This window comes from Deinococcus rubellus (genome assembly GCF_025244745.1).
GTDB classification, from domain to species: domain Bacteria; phylum Deinococcota; class Deinococci; order Deinococcales; family Deinococcaceae; genus Deinococcus; species Deinococcus rubellus.
Genome location: NZ_CP104213.1, coordinates 2,850,911 through 2,866,970, shown reverse-complemented (window position 1 = coordinate 2,866,970; position 16,060 = coordinate 2,850,911). Strand labels below are relative to the sequence as shown.

Genomic DNA, 16,060 nt, shown 5'->3' with positions numbered 1-16,060 from the left:
GCCATGAAATATAGGCTGTTCCCGAACGTCACGCAGGAGAAGGCGTTGGATACCACGCTGTACCTGTGCCGCCAGTTGTACAACGCGGCCCTTGAGGAACGCAGGGGAGCCTACAAGAAAAGCGGCGTCTCGGTCCGCTACTACGAACAGAAACGCGCCCTGACTGAAATCAAGGCCGACCTGCCGGAGTACAAGGGAATCCACTCCCAGGTGTTGCAGGACGTCATAGAGCGGCTGGACAAATCCTTCAAGGGATTCTTTCGGCGGGTCAAGGCAAAACAGACTGCCGGGTATCCGAGGTTCAAAGGGCGCAACCACTACGACTCCTTTACTTACCCGCAAGCGGGTAAGACGGGGGCGATGCCCCTGGAAGATTCTGGGAAGGTCGACCTCTCCAAGATTGGGAACGTGCGCTGCACGTTCCACCGTCCGCTTGAAGGGCAGGTCAAGACGGCCACCGTCAAGCGGGAGGGTGACAAGTGGTTCATCGTGTTTGCCTGCGAGGTCGAAGCTGCACCCCTCCCCGCGACGGGTGACGTGATTGGGATTGACCTCGGCACGAATCCAAACTTCCTCATCACGTCGGACGGCGAGTTCGTTCCGGCTCCCCGTCACTTCAAGAAGTCGGAGCGCAAAATTGGCCTGCTTCAGCGGGCCGCCAGCAAGAGGAAGCGGGGCAGCCGCCGCCACAAGGCGCTGAAGCGTCAGGTCGCTGCTGAGCATCGCCGGGTCGCCAATCGTCGCCGGGACTTCCACCACAAGACGGCCCGCACTCTGGTGAATCACCACGACACCGTGTTTCACGAAGACCTCAACATCATCGGGCTGGCCCGTTCCCGTACCGCCAAAGGTGTACTGGACGCGGGTTGGGCCAGCTTCATCAACATCCTCTCCCTCAAAGCTGCGAACGCTGGTCGGAGAGTTCTCGGGGTTGACCCGAAATATACGAGTCAGGACTGTCACCAGTGTGGGCATCGCCAGAAAATTAAAATCGGCCATGCCTACCTGTGTGCCAACTGCGGACTGGACATGCACCGCGATGTCCATGCCGCTTTGAATATCCTGAATCGGGGCAGGGATGCTGCCTTCTGCGAGAGCGTGCAATCTCCGGCGCTTGCTGACCAGAGAAGCCTCGCCCTTTAGGGCGGGGAGTCATCACGAACAGAGGTGGAAGCGGGGTTCAGCGCCGGGCGGACATTCCCGGCTGGTTCGGCACCGTTATGGTCTGGGCGCGGCCCTGAAAGTAAGCGCTGGCCCCGGTGTTGCTGTCACGCTCGCGCCGCGAGAAGCGCCAGACCAGCTTGCCCACCTGGGTATTGACTTCCACTCTGGGATCGAGATCCGTCAGTGCGGCGGTCAGGACCGCGATGTCGGCCCGCCAGGCGTCCTGGCTGACGGTGGCGCGGTGGTGACCGTAGTCCTCCAGAATCTTGATGAAGTACCCGCCGTTGCGCTGTTCTGCCGCGTAGCGGCCCTGAAGGAGATGCATACCCCAGTTTACACCAAAAGCAAAAAACCCGTACTGGACAGTATTTTCCGAAACCTTCAGACGGTTCAGGCGCTCCACTCGCGGCGGCACAGCACCAGCCGGTAGCCGTCGGGGTCAGCCAGCGTCACGCCCCAGTCGTCCCAGTAGGGATTGAGCGCCGCCACCCGCACGCCGCCGCAGGCTTCCAGGTGCTTGACGGTGATTTCCGAGACCACTTCGCCCAGATACAGCACCAGCAGGTCGTCGGCGCTGGGCGTGGGCTGAACGCGGTGCAGGGCCGAGTGGGTCAGCTCCAGGTGCCAGGTCGCTCCCGGCAGGCCCAGCATCAGCAGCGAGAATTCGGTGTCGCTGGTGGCCTCGTACTGGTTCAGCACCTCCAGGCCCAGGCCCCGCCCATAAAAGCGCTCGGCGGCAGCCAGGTCGAGACTGGGCCGTGCCAGACGAATCCGGGTCTGCGCCGTGAGGGACAGCACCGCTTACTTCTGTGGCTCGATGGTGACTTTGCCGGTGGTCTTGCGGTCTAGGATGTCCTGAAACGCCTGCGCCGACTCGGCGAGTGGGTAGCGCGGCCCCACCTGCGGGCGCAGTTTGCCTGCTGCCACCAGCGGATTAAAGAACGCCAGTGCGTCCCGAACCATGCCCGGATCGCCCAGCATCGGGGTCAGCCACACGCCGGTCACGCTCAGGTTTTTCTTCATGAGCAGACCAGGGTTGATGGTGGCCTGCTCGCCGCTGGCCGCGCCCACGATCATCAGGCGGCCCATGTTGGCGAGCATCTTGAGGCTACGCTGCACCATTTCGCCGCCAGTGATCTCCACCAGAATGTTGACGCCGTGACCGCCCGTCGCCTCTTTCACCGCGTCGACGATGTCCTCACGCTCGGAGTTGAGGGTCATCTGTGCGCCCAGATCAGCGGCCATTTTCAGCTTGGCGTCGGTGCTGGCAATGGCGATGATGTTGAGTTCCAGCGCCCTGGCGACCTGAATCAGCGCCGTGCCGAGTGCACCTGCCGCGCCCTGAATCAGGACCGTCTCGCCTTTCTGGGCACGGCCCAGGGTGATCAGGGTGACGAAGGCGGTGTAATAGCTTACCGGAAAGGCGGCGGCCTCGGCAGCGTCCAGGCCGTCTGGCACGGGAATGATGCCGCGCAGGGGCACGATGGCGTATTCCTGCAAGGCCCCCTGCCCGGTCAGTGCGGCGACCTGCTGACCGACCTCGAAGCCGGTGACGCCCTCGCCCAGTGCGTCAACCGTTCCGGCAAACTCGCCGCCGGGAATCAGTGGCAGCTTGGTGGGCGTCAGGTACTGGCCCTTGACCGCCAGTACGTCGGCGAAGTTGATGCCCGCCGCCTCCACCTTGAGGCGCACCTGGCCTGCGCGGGGTTCGGGTCTGGCAACTTCACGGAGCTGCATCACGTCGGGGTTCCCGGTCTGCTCAACGAGGATCTGGCGCATGGTCTGGGCTTGGGTCATGGATCTACTTTAAGCGCCAACTGGGCGCTGGGGTGAAGGTGAAAGCACGTTGCACAATTGCTGCCGAGCATTGCACCTTCCGGGTTGACCCGCCCGCCTCCCGCGTGAAACCATGGGCGGGCCAAGACAACCTGTCTGACACGTTGAGCGTTTCAGCCTTCTTCATCCACACCGCACCCCGGAGGTAGCACCGTGAGCATCGTAGACCAGATTCGCCAGGGCAACGTTCTCGTTTTAACCATCAACAATCCGCCTGTCAACGCCTTCTCGCCGGGCGTGCCGGAAGGCCTTCACGCAGGTTTGGACGCTGCCGAGCAGGACAGCAGTGTCAAGGCGGTCATCATCATCGGCGGCGGGCGCACCTTCATCGCTGGGGCCGACATCAAGACCTTCGACCTGCCGCGTGAACAGGCCCCCGATCTGCGCGGCTTCATCGTGCGGCTGGACGCTTTCAGCAAGCCGACAGTGGCCGCCATTCACGGCACGGCCCTCGGCGGCGGCCTGGAAGTGGCGCTGGCCTGCACTTACCGGGTGGCCGTCAAGGACGCCATGCTGGGACTCCCGGAGGTCAAACTCGGCGTGCTGCCGGGCGCGGGCGGCACCCAGCGTTTGCCGCGTGTGGTGGGTGCTCAGAAGGCGCTGGAGATGATGCTGTCGGGCACTCCGATCAAGGCCAGCGAGGCGGCGCAACTGGGCCTGGTCGACGAAATTGTGGACGGCGATCTGCTGACGGGTGCGGTGAAGTTTGCTGAAACGCACGCTGACGCCCGCCCACTGCCGCGCATCAGTGCACGCACGGCGGAAGGCAGCCCCGAAGTGTTTGCCGCCGCCCGCGAGGGCATCAAGAAGACCCACCGGGGCCAGCTCGCGCCTGGCTTGATCATCGATCTGGCGGAAAAGGCCACCACCACGCCGTTTCAGGAAGGCTGGGACGCCGAGGCCAGCTTATTCATGCAGGCCAAGGACTCGCCGCAGTCGCGCGGGCTGCGCCACATCTTCTTCGCCGAGCGCGAGGCGGGCAAGATCGCGGGCCTCGGCAAGGACACGCCGCAAAGCGAGATCAAGTCGGTGGGCATCATTGGCGCGGGCACGATGGGCGGCGGCATCGCCATGAACTTCCTGAATGCGGGACTGCCAGTGATGATCGTGGAAACCGCTCAGGACGCCCTGGACCGGGGCCTGGCGACCATTCGCAAGAACTACGAGAACACCGCCAAGAAAGGCCGCATGACCCAGGATGACGTCGAGAAGCGGATGGGTCTGCTGACGCCCACTCTGAACATGGCCGATCTCAAGGACGCCGACATCATCATCGAAGCGGTCTTCGAGAACATGGACGTCAAGAAGGACATCTTCACCAAGCTGGACGGCATTGCCAAGCCCGGCGCGATTCTGGCATCCAACACGTCAACCTTGGACGTGAACGAGATCGCCAGCGTGACCAAGCGCCCCGAAAGCGTGATCGGATTGCACTTCTTCAGTCCGGCCAACGTGATGAAGCTGCTGGAGATCGTGCGGGCCGACAAGACTTCGGCTTCAGTGCTGGCGACCAGTATGGCGCTGGCCAAGAAGATCAAGAAAGTCGGTGTGGTGGTGGGCGTCTGTGACGGCTTCGTCGGCAACCGGATGATTCACCGCTATAGCGACGAGGCCCGGCAACTGGTGGAAGCCGGAGCCGCGCCGCAGGACGTGGACGCCGCCATGAACGGGCTGGGCCTGCCGATGGGGCCGTTCCAGATGGGCGATATGGCCGGGCTGGACATCGGTTACGCCATTCGCCAGCACCAGGCCAAGGTTGCGGGTCAGCCCAAGCCGGACGGCTGGTTGGACCGCATCGTGGAAAAGGGCCGCAAAGGTCAAAAAACGGCGGCGGGTATCTACGACTACGGCGAAGACCGCAAGCCCAGGCCGAATGCCGAAGTCACGCAGATGCTGGCCGATTACCGCGCCGAGCAGGGCATTACGCCCCGCGAAGTTGGGCAGGAGGAAGCCGCCAAACGCCTGACCTATAGCCTGGTCAACGAGGGCGCGAAGATTCTGGAAGAGGGCATTGCCCAGCGGGCGGGCGATATCGACGTGATCTACATTTACGGCTACGGCTTCCCGGCTTACCGGGGCGGCCCGATGCAGTACGCCGACGAGCAGGGACTCAAGAACGTGGTGGCCGATCTGGAGCAGTACGGTCAGACGCCCGCACCGTTGCTCAAGCAGTTGGCGGAGACAGGGGGAACGTTCGCGGGGTGGGACAAGGGGGCGGGGCGGGGGTGAGTGCAAAAATATCGGTAGCCATCGCTCGGCGGTCAGTCGCTTGACCCGTCCTTTTTATTGGGAACACTCGCTGGAAGTGCTGTGGCGGGTGTTCGGGTCGCTGGATGCTCAACTTCAAGTCAAATTCACTGCTCAAGCCTTATGACCATTCAAGTCCGAATCCTCAACCTCAACGAGGCCCATATTCTCAATCATCTCGCCCCAGACGTGTTTGACAATCCGCCTGACCTGCGCTGGACGGCGGAGTTTTTCGCAGATGCCCGTCACCATCTGGCCGCCGCGCTGGACGGGGAAACGGTGGTGGGCATGGCGTCTGGCGTCCACTATGTCCACCCTGACAAGCCGCCGGAACTGTTCATTAACGAGGTGGGCGTATCGGAGTCCTATCAGGGACAAGGGCTGGGGCGGCGGCTGATGGACGTTTTGCTGGAGCATGGTCGCACACTCGGTTGCGTGGCGGCCTGGACGCTGACCGAGCCGGACAATATGGCCGCCCGCCGCCTCTATTCGGCAGTGGGCGGCGAGGAAGACGCTTGCCAGATCTTCGTCATGCCGCTGGGTGAACATTCCTGATGCTCAGGGTCGCCTTTCTCACCGACGCGCCGCGTGTGGCGGGCAGCGAAGTGTGGCTGCTCAGCGTGCTGCCGCAGTTGCCCGCGCTGGGCATTACTCCGGCAGTGTTCGTGCCGGTGGGAACGGCGCTGGACGCCTTCGCCGAGCGGTTGATAGAGGCGGACCTCCCCGTGACCCGGTTCAAGCGCCTCAGCGATTTACCCGTCCTGACCCGCGACTTCGACCTGCGGGTGATGCACGCCTGGGGGCTGCTCACCTACGCCCGGCTTTTCCCGCAGCTGGCCGAGCCGCGCTGGGTGGTCATTCATGACCAGCTGGAGTTCTTTTACCCCCTGGGCCTGCGGGCCTTTTACCGGCTGGGCTTTCGGCTGACCAAAGGCTGGGGCATGCGCTCTGCCGGCGGCGTGCTGACCGTTTCCGAGTGGGCTGACGGGTGGCTACGCCGCTTTAAGCTTCCCATTTCCGGCTTCGTCAGGAACGGGGTCAACGTGGAGCGTTTCCGGCCTGCTGCTGAGCAGGAACGCGCCGCTTTGCGTACCAAGTTCGGCTTCACCCGTTTCACGGTGCTGGTGCCGGGCCGCTTCGTTCTGGAAAAAAACCAGTGGGCGGCGCTGCGCTCGGCCCGGCACGCCCGCGAGCTTGATTTTGTATTCGTGGGCGATATGGATTCGGCTCTGGGCAAGCTGGCGGTGCGGTTCAAGCACCTCGCCCACCTGAGCAACGTCCGCTTTCTGGGCCGCCGCCATGACATGCCCGCCCTCTACCGCGCCGCCGACGCCCTGCTCCAGCCCACGCTGGCCGAGAATCAGTCGCTGGTGACATTGGAGGCAATGGCCTCGGGCCTGCCGATTATCACCACGCCGATTCCCGCGCAGGCCGAACTCGTCGAGGACGGCGTGTCGGGTCTGCTGGTGCCGCCTGCCCCGCACTTGCTGGCGCTGGCGCTACGACGCCTGTCGGCCAATCCCGAACGCGCCCGCCAGATGGGAGAAGCGGCGCGGGCGCGGGTGCTGGCTGCGCACACGCTGGATGGCGCGGCGGCGCGATTGGCGGGGATGTTGCGAACAGCGCACAGCATTCCCGCTGATCATGACGTTCGCCTTCCCATCCATCAGCCAGCCGCCTCTGTTCAGTTCCTTCCAGCCAAGCCCTGAACTCTTGTTCACCGTCCGCAACACCACCCAAGCCCCTCAACCAAAGGAGTTCCACCATGCTTGAAGCTGTCATCGTCTCCACCGCCCGCACCCCCATCGGTAAGGCTTACCGGGGCTACCTCAACGACACCCACGGCTCCGACATGGGCGCACATGCCGTCACCCACGCCGTTCAGCGGGCGGGCGTCGACCCGTCCGAGATTGAAGACGTGATCATGGGCGCGGGCAACCCGGAAGGCGCAACCGGCAGCAACATTGCCCGCCAGATCGCACTCCGGGCCGGATTCCCGGTCAGCGTGGCGGGTGTGACCGTCAATAGGTTCTGCTCCAGCGGTCTGAACACCATCGCCATGGCGGCCAACAGCGTCATGGCCGGGCAGGGTGACATCATCGTGGCGGGCGGGCTGGAGAGCATCAGCCTGACCCAGAACGAGCATTCCAACAAGTACCGGCTGCGCGGCGAGTGGCTGATGGAGCACAAACCGGCCATCTACATGTCGATGCTGGAAACGGCGGAAATCGTCTCCAAGCGCTACGGCATTTCCCGTGAGGCACAGGACGAGTACGCCCTGAGAAGCCAGCAGCGCACGGCTGCCGCGCAACAAGCGGGCAAGTTTGATGACGAGATCGTGCCTTACACTGCCAGCATGAAGGTGCAGGACAAGGCCACCGGAGAAATTTCCGATAGGGAAGTGACCCTCAAGCTCGACGAGGGCAACCGCCCCGACACCACGCTGGAAGGGTTGCAGAAGCTCAAGCCCGTCTTCGAGGGCGGCGTCATCACGGCGGGCAATGCCTCGCAACTCAGTGACGGTGCGTCGGCCTGCGTGGTCATGAGCGCCGACCTCGCCCGTGAGCGCGGCCTCGCGCCCCTTGGCCTGTTCAAAGGTTTCGCTGTTCACGGCTGCGAACCCGACGAGATGGGCATCGGGCCAATTTTCGCCGTGCCCCGCCTACTCAAGCGGCACGGCCTGACCGTGGACGACATCGATTTGTGGGAACTCAACGAGGCGTTCGCGGTGCAGGCGCTTTACTGCCGCGACAAACTCGGCATTGACCCCGAGAAGTACAACGTCAACGGCGGCAGCATCAGCATCGGCCACCCTTACGGCATGAGCGGCGCTCGCCTGACCGGACACGCCCTCTTGGAAGGCAAACGCCGGGGCGCAAAGCATGTGGTCGTGACCATGTGCGTCGGCGGCGGCATGGGCGCAGCGGGGTTGTTCGAGGTGTTGTAATCGTGGATCAACAAATGGCCCAGGAGTGGATAACGCATCGCGTTGCGCCTGCTTTTGAGCTGTTTGTCGAACACCACGACGCCTCTCTTTTGGAGTTTAATTTTGCCCTGCTTGCATGTTAGTGCTGCTGAGAGCTTTCCCAACACCTTTGACTGGCCGGATGATGTTGAGTTAAAACTCACCTACTCAACTCCGCTTCTGGTATCACACCCACTGGGATGATCACGCGGCAGATTTACGAAAGCACCTCACTTGGCTTCTGAACAAATAATGGAGACCCTACATGCCCCTAGACCCAGCCCTTAAAGAAGTCCTCCTTCAATTCGCCGCCGCGCCGCAGCCGAATGGCCTCGACGAGATGCGCCAGATGGTGATCGCCAGCGCCGAGCGCACGCCCAAGCGTCCGGCCAAGATTGCTGGAACCCGTGACCTGCTCATTCCCGGCCCCGCCTCCGAGCTGCCCGTCCGCCTGTACCTGCCGCTGGGCGCAAAGCCTGAAGGTGGCTGGCCGCTGACAGTCTTCTACCACGGTGGCGGCTTCGTCGCTTACAGCATCGAAACGCACGATCAGGTCTGCCGTGAGCTGTGCGAGGGCGCGAACACGGCGGTGCTGAGCGTGGATTACCGCCTCGCGCCCGAATACAAATTCCCTGCTCCAGTGGACGACGCTTACGCCGCCTTTGTCTGGGCTGCTGAGCACGCTGCCGAACTGGGCGTGGACGCTTCCAAACTGGCCGTATCGGGCGACAGCGCAGGCGGCAGCCTCAGCATCGCCGTGACCCAGCGGGCCCGCGACGAGAACGGTCCGGCCATCAAAGCGCAATTGCTGATCTATCCGGCCACCGATTTTGGCAACACGGAACGCTACCCCTCGCGCCAAGAGAATGGCAAGGACTACTTTCTGACCGAGGAGCGCATGAAGTTCTTCGGGGAAATGTACCTGGCCGACGCCCAGCACGCCTTTCATCCGCATGTCAGCCCGATCAATGCCGACCTGGGGAACCTGCCGCCCGCCCTGGTGCTCACCGCCGAGTTCGACCCGCTGCGCGACGAGGGTGCGGCCTACGCCGAAGCTCTCAAGGCAGCGGGCAACCGTGCCGAGCAGCAGAGCGGCCCCGGCATGATTCACGGTTTTGCCAACATGACCGGCATCTCTCAGGCAGCGGCAGAGCTGATGGACACGGCGGCAGCCTGGCTGGGACGCGAACTCAGCGCTTAAGGATCAGCCCGCACCCCGCCCGACCCAACTTCCCACACCCGTGTCGCCACCCGCTCGCGCAGCCGCCGGTCATGCGTTGCCAGCAGCAACGTGCCGGGAAAGCGGTGCAGCAGGCCCTCCAGCGCCTCAATCGCCCTGACGTCGAGGTGGTTGGTGGGTTCGTCCAGCACCAGTAGCCCGGCGCGGGTCACGCCCAACCGCGCCAGGGTCAGTCGGGTGCGCTGCCCGCCGGAGAGGTCGGCCACCCGGAAAGCCGGGTCGGGCGGCAGGCCCACCTGGGCGGCGATCTCGTAGAGCTGATGCGGGGTCAGCCAGGGGTTGGCATCCAGCAGGGCGTCTTTGAGGGTGGGCAGGTTAGAGATTTCCTCGCCGCCCTGCCCGGCGAAATACACCTGCAAGCCTGCGCCCAGCCGCATGCGGCCCGAATGCGGCAGGCGGCCCAGCAGCGCCAGCAGCAGCGTGCTCTTGCCGCCGCCGTTGGGCCCCACCAGCGCGATCTTCTCGCCCCGGCGCACGTCCAGATTCACCCCGCTCAGCACCGTCGCCTCGCCCCGGCACACGCTCAGGTCGCGCACCGTCAGCACTTCGGCAGGGCCAGTCGGAGCGGCGGGCAGATCGAGGGACAGGCGGCGGCGGTCGTTATAAGGCTTGTCAGTGGCTGCCGCGTCCAGTTGCATCAGGCGGTGCTCCAGGGCCTTCGCGCGGCCCGCCAGCGTGTTGGAGACGCCCTCGGCCTTGTTTTTGGCGGCCAGCAGCGGTTTGTTTCCGGCGCGGCGGTGGCTGAACTTCCCGGCGCTGTGGGCCTGGCTGCTGAGCCGGGATTGTTCCTGGGTCAGGGCGCGGCGCTGGCGTTGCTGCGCTCGGTGGTCGCGCCCCTGCGCTTCCCGCAGCGTGATTTTGAGAGTCATCGCCGCCGAGTAGTTGCCGGGATAGGATGTCAGTCGCCCGCGTTCCAGTTCGGCGGTGCGCGTCGCCACGGCGTCCAGAAAAGCCCGGTCATGCGAGGCCAGCACGAAGGTGGCGCGGCTGTGGGCGATCCAGTCTTCCAGCCAGCGGAGCGAAGCCTCGTCGAGGTGGTTGGTGGGTTCGTCGAGCAGGTACACCTCGGCGGGCGAGAGCAGCAGCCGGGCCAGCAGCACGCGCCGGGTCTGCCCGCCTGAGAGCTGATCTGTCAAGGCGTCCGGAGGCAGATCCAGGCCGCCCAGCACGGCCCGCGCCTGCGTCTCAAAGTCGTAGCCGCCCAGTGCGCGGTAAGTCTCCTCGGCAGCGCTGAAGGCGTCCAGGGCGTTCGGGGCCGCGCTGCTCAGGGCATCGCTGGCGGCAGCGAGCGTTTGGGCAGCGGTTCTCAGCTCCGGCGGCGTCACCGCCTCCAGCACCTCGCCGGACGGTTGCGGCGCGTGCTGGGGCAGGTAGACCAGGGTGCCAGGGCGTTCGATCTGGCCGCTGTCGGGCTGTTCCAATCCAGCGATCAGGCGCAGCAGGGTCGTCTTGCCGCTGCCGTTCTCGCCTATCAAGGCCAGGCGTTCGGCCGGCAGCAGGGTCAGGGAGACGTCTTCGAAAATCAATTGGTCGCCGTAGGTGCGGGCGACGTGGCTCAGCTTGAGCAGCATCTTCCCTCGGTATTGAGTGTGGCAGGGCGGCCCCACAGCAAAGCGGGGCACACGCCAGGGCGCTCAGACAACGGGTGTCGTCTTCAGTCAGCGGACTGGTGGGCGCTTCTCACGAATCAAAACCTCTCACGGGCGGGAAGGAAAGCCGGACCTCAGGGAACCTGAGCGGGTCAAGGAGAGTTTAGCGCAGGTTCGGCGTGGGTAAGCCAATTGGCGCAGCCGCTCTAGACTCAGCCGTGCCCCGCGCCTTCACGCCCTTCCTCCATGCTGCCTACACCGATGCGCCGCCGCCCCGCAGGCAGTTTCTGCCACGCGAGTTCCTGCCGACTCTGTTGGCCGGGGCCGCCGAGCGCCTGCCGCTGCTGGCGGCCCCCGATCTGCCCTGGGCACTGGCCGAGCGCGTTCACGACGCGGCTTACCTGGCCAGGTGGCGGCGCGGCGAGGTCACGCGCCAGGAGGAGCGGGCGCTGGGTTTCGCCTGGCATCCGGCGGTGGTCGAGCGCGGCCTGGCGTCGTGCGGCGCGACTCTCAGCGCCACCTGGGACGCCCTCAGCACCGGCCTGGGTCTCAATCTGGGCGGCGGCACCCATCACGCCTACGCCGACCATGCCGAGGGTTTTTCCTTCCTCAATGACGTGGCGATCGCGGCCCGGCACGTCCTCGACGCCGGACTCGTCAAGAGGGTGCTGATTCTCGATCTGGACGTGCACCAGGGCAACGGCACGGCCAGCATTTTCAGAGACGAAGCGCGGGTGTTTACCCTCAGCCTTCACGCCGAGCACAATTACCCGTTCAAGAAGGAAGTCGGCGATCTGGATGTGGCCCTGCCGGACGCTACGGGCGACGCCGACTATCTGGCCGTGCTGGACAGGGCGGTGCTGCCCGCCGTGCAGGCCTTTCAGCCCGACCTGCTCTTTTATCTGGCCGGGGCCGACGTGCTGGCGGGCGATCAACTGGGGCGGCTCTCGCTCAGTCTGGAGGGTCTGCGGGCGCGTGACGGGCGGGTCTACGGCTGGGCAGCCCAGACGCGCACGCCGCTGGTGTCGCTGATGGCGGGCGGCTACCACCGCGACCCGGCAACGCTGGTGCGGGCGCGGCTCGGAACCCTGGAGGCGGCGCTGGGGGCTTTTGCTGCCGCCCCAGACGCGGTATAATATTCAGATGACGTTTCTGCTCTCGCCACCCTAGCTGCACGCCCCGGCTTGAGTTGCAGCAACGAAGACCCCCGCCGATGGTTTCAGCTCAGAGACTGTCCAGATCAGGATGTTTCCAGACCGGGCCGCTTGCCCAAGCGCCCGCAGGAGTGACGCATGACCACCACCGATTCCGCCCTGCCCGACACTGCTCTGCCTGACACTGGTCTGCCAGACACCGCAGACACATCTTCACCCGCTGCCCTGGCCTCTGTTGTCCCAAACGTAGCCGATGCCCAACTGGAGCGCGAAATCCTGCGCCGCCGGACCTTTGCCATCATCTCGCACCCCGACGCGGGCAAGACCACCATCACCGAGAAGCTGCTGCTCTACGGCGGCGCGATTCAGCAGGCTGGGTCGGTCACGGCCCGTGAGGGCATGCGCCACACCACCTCTGACTGGATGAGCATCGAGCAGCAGCGCGGCATCTCGATTTCCAGCTCGGCGCTGACCTTCGAGTATGCGGGCCGCCACATCAACCTGCTCGATACCCCCGGCCACCAGGACTTCTCGGAAGACACCTACCGTACCCTGACCGCTGCCGACTCGGCGTTGATGGTGCTGGACGCGGCCAGAGGCGTCCAGGCACAGACCGAGAAGCTGTTCGCGGTGTGCCGCAACCGGGGCATCCCGATTCTGACCTTCATCAACAAGATGGACCGCCCTGCCGTCGATCCGTTCGAACTGCTCGAACAGGTCGAGAGTACGCTCGGCATCGCGGCCATTCCGCTGACCTGGCCCATCGGCGACGGCCCCGACTTCAAGGGCGTCTATGACCTCCAGGCCAAGCAGGTGCTGGTCTTCGAGCGCACCGCACGCGGCAAGCAGCGTGCCCCGGTGCAGGTGGCGGGCCTGCACGACCCCGAGCTGCACCGGCTGGTCGGCGCGGACCTGGCTGCCAAGCTGAGACAGGACGTGGAACTGATCGAGGGCGCGATGGACGCCTTCGACCAGAACGCTTTTCTGAGCGGTGAGCTGACCCCGGTGTTCTTCGGCAGCGCCATGAACAACTTCGGCGTCGAGCACTTCCTGAGCCGCTTCGTGGACCTCGCTCCCCCGCCCGGGCCCACCGAGACCAACCTCGGCGAGCGCGACCCTGAAGCGCCGTTTGCCGGTTTCATCTTCAAGCTCCAGGCCAACATGAGTAAGGCCCACCGTGACCGCACCGCCTATATGCGGGTCATGAGCGGTCACTTCGCCCGCGGCATGGACGTGACCCACACCCGCACTGGGCGCAAGCTGCGGCTCTCACAGGCCCACACCCTGTTTGCCCAGGACCGTGAGAAGGTCGAGGACGCCTACCCCGGCGACATCGTGGGGCTGGTCAACCCCGGCGTCTTCCAGATCGGCGACGTGATCAGCCTGGACGCCAGGCTGCATCTGCCAGGCTTTCCGAGGTTCACGCCCGAGACGTTTGCCACCCTGTCACTGCGCGATGTGGGCAAGCGCAAGGCGTTCATGAAGGGCCTCACCCAGCTGGCTGAGGAGGGCGTGGTGCAGGTCTTCTATCCGACCGATGGGGCGCGCGACCCCTACCTGGGCGCGGTGGGGCCGCTGCAATTCGAGGTCTTCCAGGCGCGGCTGGCCGAGGAGTACAGCGTGGAAGTCGAGATGCACCTCACCAGTTACGAGCTGGTGCGCTGGCTGGCCGGTGACACGGCCTCGGTGGCCCGCTTCGCCCGTCACGTGGAAGACGATCAGGGCCGCCCGGTGATGCTGTTCAGGAGTTCCTACGACCTCGACTACACCCAGCAGCAGCACCCTGAGATCGAGTTTCTGCCGTTGCCCAAGGACCTGACACGGGTCTGAGCGCTTGGAGAGTCGGGGGACAGTGATTTCCCTGGCCCTCCGCTCTTTTACTTTTGGCTGACGCCCGCGCCAGACGCCAGCCTGTAGACTCTCCGAATGCTCGATCCGGAATACCTGCTCAAGACCTTCTCCTACCTGGGCCTGGCCCTCATTATTTTTGCTGAAACCGGTCTGCTGCTGGGCTTTTTTCTGCCGGGCGACAGCCTGCTGATCACGGCGGGGCTGTTCGCGGCGCGCGGCGACCTCGGCCTGGGCTGGATCATCGGCCTGACGGTGGCGGCGGCGTTCCTGGGCAACATTTCGGGTTACGTCATTGGGCGGCAGTTCGGCCCCGCCGTGTTCGCCCGCGCCAGATTCCTCAAACCCGAATATGTCGAGCAGGCCCGCGAGTATTTCGACAGCCACGGCAACCAGACGCTGGTGCTGGCCCGCTTCGTGCCGATTATCCGCACCCTGGTGCCCACCCTGGCCGGAACCATCCGGATGAACCCGCGCACCTTCATGATCGCCAACGCTGTGGGCGCGCTGCTGTGGGGCGCGGGCGTGCCGCTGGCGGGCTACGGCCTGGGCAAGATCATTCCCGCTGCCGTGCTCGACAAATATATCCTGGTGATCGTGGGGGTCATTCTGGTGGCCTCGTTCGTACCGGTGCTGCTGGAAATCAACAAGCGGCGCAGGCGCTGAAGCCCCCGGAACAGGAAAACCGGCGCGCAAAAGAATTCGGTGACGGTCCGGCGGCTAGCGTGATGTCCATGCTCGCCGCCCTCGTTCCTGCCGCCCGCCCCACCCGTTTCGGAGCGGCCTGATGCTCGCCACCGCCCGCAGCGCCGCCCTCATCGGGGTGGACGCTGTGCTGGTCACCGTGGAGGTGGATGTGTCGCCGGGCCTGCCCGCCTTCAACATCGTCGGTCTGCCGGATCAGGCGGTCAGCGAGGCGCGCGAGCGGGTGCGGGCGGCAATTCGCAACAGTGGCCTGCCCTTCCCGGCGGCCCGCATCACCGTCAACCTCGCGCCTGCCGATCTACGCAAGGAAGGCCCGATGTACGACCTGCCGATTGCCCTGGGCCTGCTGGCCGCCCAGGAACTGCTGCCCGCCGGAGCACTTGGCGGCACGCTACTGGCCGGTGAACTGGCGCTCGACGGCAGCGTGCGGCCCATCGGCGGGGCGGTGAATCTGGCGCTGCTGGCCTCGCAGGAGCGGCTGGACGTCCTGCTGGGCGAGGGCAATGCCAGCGAGGCTGCCCTGATCGACGGCGTGAAGGTGTACCCGTCCCGCACCCTGCGCGAAGCCTTGCATCACCTCTCGGGCCTTGCAGTCCTGACGCCTGCCGAAGCACCTGAGCACTCCGATGACGGCCCCGCGCCGCTCGATCTGGCTGATCTCAAGGGGCAGGGACAGGCGCGCCGGGCGCTGGAAATCGCGCTGGCCGGTGGACACAACCTCTTACTCGTTGGTTCGCCCGGCAGCGGCAAGACCATGCTGGCCCGCCGCGCGCCGGGGCTGTTGCCGCAGCTCACCCGCGCCGAGGCGCTGGAAGTCACCCGCATCCACTCGGCGGCGGGCCTGACCAGCCAGCGCAGCGGCCTGATCCGCACCCCACCCTACCGCAGTCCCCACCACACCGTCTCAGACGCGGGCCTGATCGGTGGCGGAAGCATTCCCCGGCCCGGCGAGGTCAGCCTGGCGCACCGGGGCGTGTTGTTTCTGGATGAATTTCCGGAGTTCTCGCGCAAAGCTCTGGAAACCCTGCGCCAGCCTCTGGAAGACGGTGAGGTTACCATCAGTCGGGCGCGGGCCAGCCTGCGCTACCCGGCCCGCTTTCAGCTCATCGCCGCCATGAATCCGTGCCCCTACGGTTCACAATCTGTATTCAAAGCTGCCTAAGTCAATCTCTTCACTCTGCTTGAGAGACCCGTCAGTTCTGTTCGTTATTCTGGCGTTGGTCTCATGCTGAGATAGGTGCCAACACCCAGGAACACAAGTGTTGTCCTACAGTGTGCTACAACCCAGCCTATGTCGACTTCGGTGACCGGT

General features: G+C 64.9%; 14 protein-coding genes. 10 read left to right on the top strand and 4 right to left on the bottom strand.

Annotated features, from left to right (window positions below; translation table 11 throughout):
* Positions 1-3 precede the first annotated feature (3 nt).
* Positions 4-1,143, top strand: a complete 1,140-nt coding sequence (locus N0D28_RS14640) for an RNA-guided endonuclease InsQ/TnpB family protein (RefSeq protein ID WP_260559597.1) — start codon at positions 4-6, stop codon at positions 1,141-1,143.
* Between the two features lie 37 nt (positions 1,144-1,180).
* Here N0D28_RS14640 and N0D28_RS14635 read toward each other — a convergent pair whose 3' ends face one another.
* The 3 genes from N0D28_RS14635 to N0D28_RS14625 form a co-directional block, all read right to left on the bottom strand.
* A complete protein-coding gene (locus tag N0D28_RS14635; RefSeq protein WP_260560217.1) occupies positions 1,181-1,489 on the bottom strand; it encodes a hypothetical protein in 309 nt (102 codons plus the stop codon).
* Between the two features lie 65 nt (positions 1,490-1,554).
* Entirely contained in the window at positions 1,555-1,962 is a 408-nt protein-coding gene (locus tag N0D28_RS14630; RefSeq protein ID WP_260560216.1) for a VOC family protein, read from the bottom strand.
* Positions 1,963-1,965: 3 nt separating this feature from the next.
* A complete protein-coding gene (locus tag N0D28_RS14625) occupies positions 1,966-2,961 on the bottom strand; it encodes an NADPH:quinone oxidoreductase family protein (protein ID WP_260560215.1) in 996 nt (331 codons plus the stop codon).
* Positions 2,962-3,153: 192 nt separating this feature from the next.
* Here N0D28_RS14625 and N0D28_RS14620 point away from each other — a divergent pair, with 192 nt between their 5' ends.
* The 5 genes from N0D28_RS14620 to lipP1 all read left to right on the top strand — a co-directional run bounded on the left by N0D28_RS14620 (position 3,154) and on the right by lipP1 (position 9,413).
* On the top strand, positions 3,154-5,229 hold the full coding sequence (locus N0D28_RS14620) for a 3-hydroxyacyl-CoA dehydrogenase NAD-binding domain-containing protein (protein ID WP_260560214.1): 2,076 nt from the start codon (positions 3,154-3,156) through the stop codon (positions 5,227-5,229).
* A 141-nt stretch (positions 5,230-5,370) separates the two neighbouring features.
* Positions 5,371-5,802, top strand: a complete 432-nt coding sequence (locus tag N0D28_RS14615; RefSeq protein ID WP_260560213.1) for a GNAT family N-acetyltransferase — start codon at positions 5,371-5,373, stop codon at positions 5,800-5,802.
* Positions 5,802-6,956 carry a glycosyltransferase family 4 protein gene (locus N0D28_RS14610; RefSeq protein ID WP_260560212.1) on the top strand — a complete coding sequence of 385 codons (1,155 nt, stop codon included), beginning with the start codon at positions 5,802-5,804 and terminating at the stop codon, positions 6,954-6,956. Before N0D28_RS14615 ends, N0D28_RS14610 begins: the two co-directional genes overlap by 1 nt.
* Before the next feature lie 56 nt (positions 6,957-7,012).
* Positions 7,013-8,194 (top strand): acetyl-CoA C-acyltransferase, encoded by a 1,182-nt coding sequence (locus N0D28_RS14605; RefSeq protein ID WP_260560211.1) that lies wholly within the window; start codon positions 7,013-7,015, stop codon positions 8,192-8,194.
* Positions 8,195-8,477: 283 nt separating this feature from the next.
* Entirely contained in the window at positions 8,478-9,413 is a 936-nt protein-coding gene (gene lipP1 / locus N0D28_RS14600) for a LipP1 family hormone-sensitive lipase (RefSeq protein WP_260560210.1), read from the top strand.
* Here lipP1 and N0D28_RS14595 read toward each other — a convergent pair.
* Positions 9,410-11,023 (bottom strand): ABC-F family ATP-binding cassette domain-containing protein, encoded by a 1,614-nt coding sequence (locus N0D28_RS14595; RefSeq protein WP_260560209.1) that lies wholly within the window; start codon positions 11,021-11,023, stop codon positions 9,410-9,412. The two genes, lipP1 and N0D28_RS14595, sit on opposite strands and share 4 nt — an antisense overlap.
* A 236-nt stretch (positions 11,024-11,259) precedes the next feature.
* Between N0D28_RS14595 and N0D28_RS14590 the strand changes: the two genes are divergently transcribed.
* The 4 genes from N0D28_RS14590 to N0D28_RS14575 all read left to right on the top strand — a co-directional run bounded on the left by N0D28_RS14590 (position 11,260) and on the right by N0D28_RS14575 (position 15,910).
* Entirely contained in the window at positions 11,260-12,177 is a 918-nt protein-coding gene (locus N0D28_RS14590) for a histone deacetylase family protein (RefSeq protein WP_260560208.1), read from the top strand.
* A 156-nt stretch (positions 12,178-12,333) separates the two neighbouring features.
* Complete coding sequence (locus N0D28_RS14585) at positions 12,334-14,025, top strand: peptide chain release factor 3 (protein ID WP_260560207.1); 1,692 nt, start codon at positions 12,334-12,336, stop codon at positions 14,023-14,025.
* Positions 14,026-14,121: 96 nt separating this feature from the next.
* Complete coding sequence (locus N0D28_RS14580; protein WP_260560206.1) at positions 14,122-14,709, top strand: DedA family protein; 588 nt, start codon at positions 14,122-14,124, stop codon at positions 14,707-14,709.
* 121 nt (positions 14,710-14,830) lie between these two features.
* Positions 14,831-15,910, top strand: a complete 1,080-nt coding sequence (locus tag N0D28_RS14575) for a YifB family Mg chelatase-like AAA ATPase (RefSeq protein WP_260560205.1) — start codon at positions 14,831-14,833, stop codon at positions 15,908-15,910.
* Positions 15,911-16,060 lie beyond the last annotated feature (150 nt).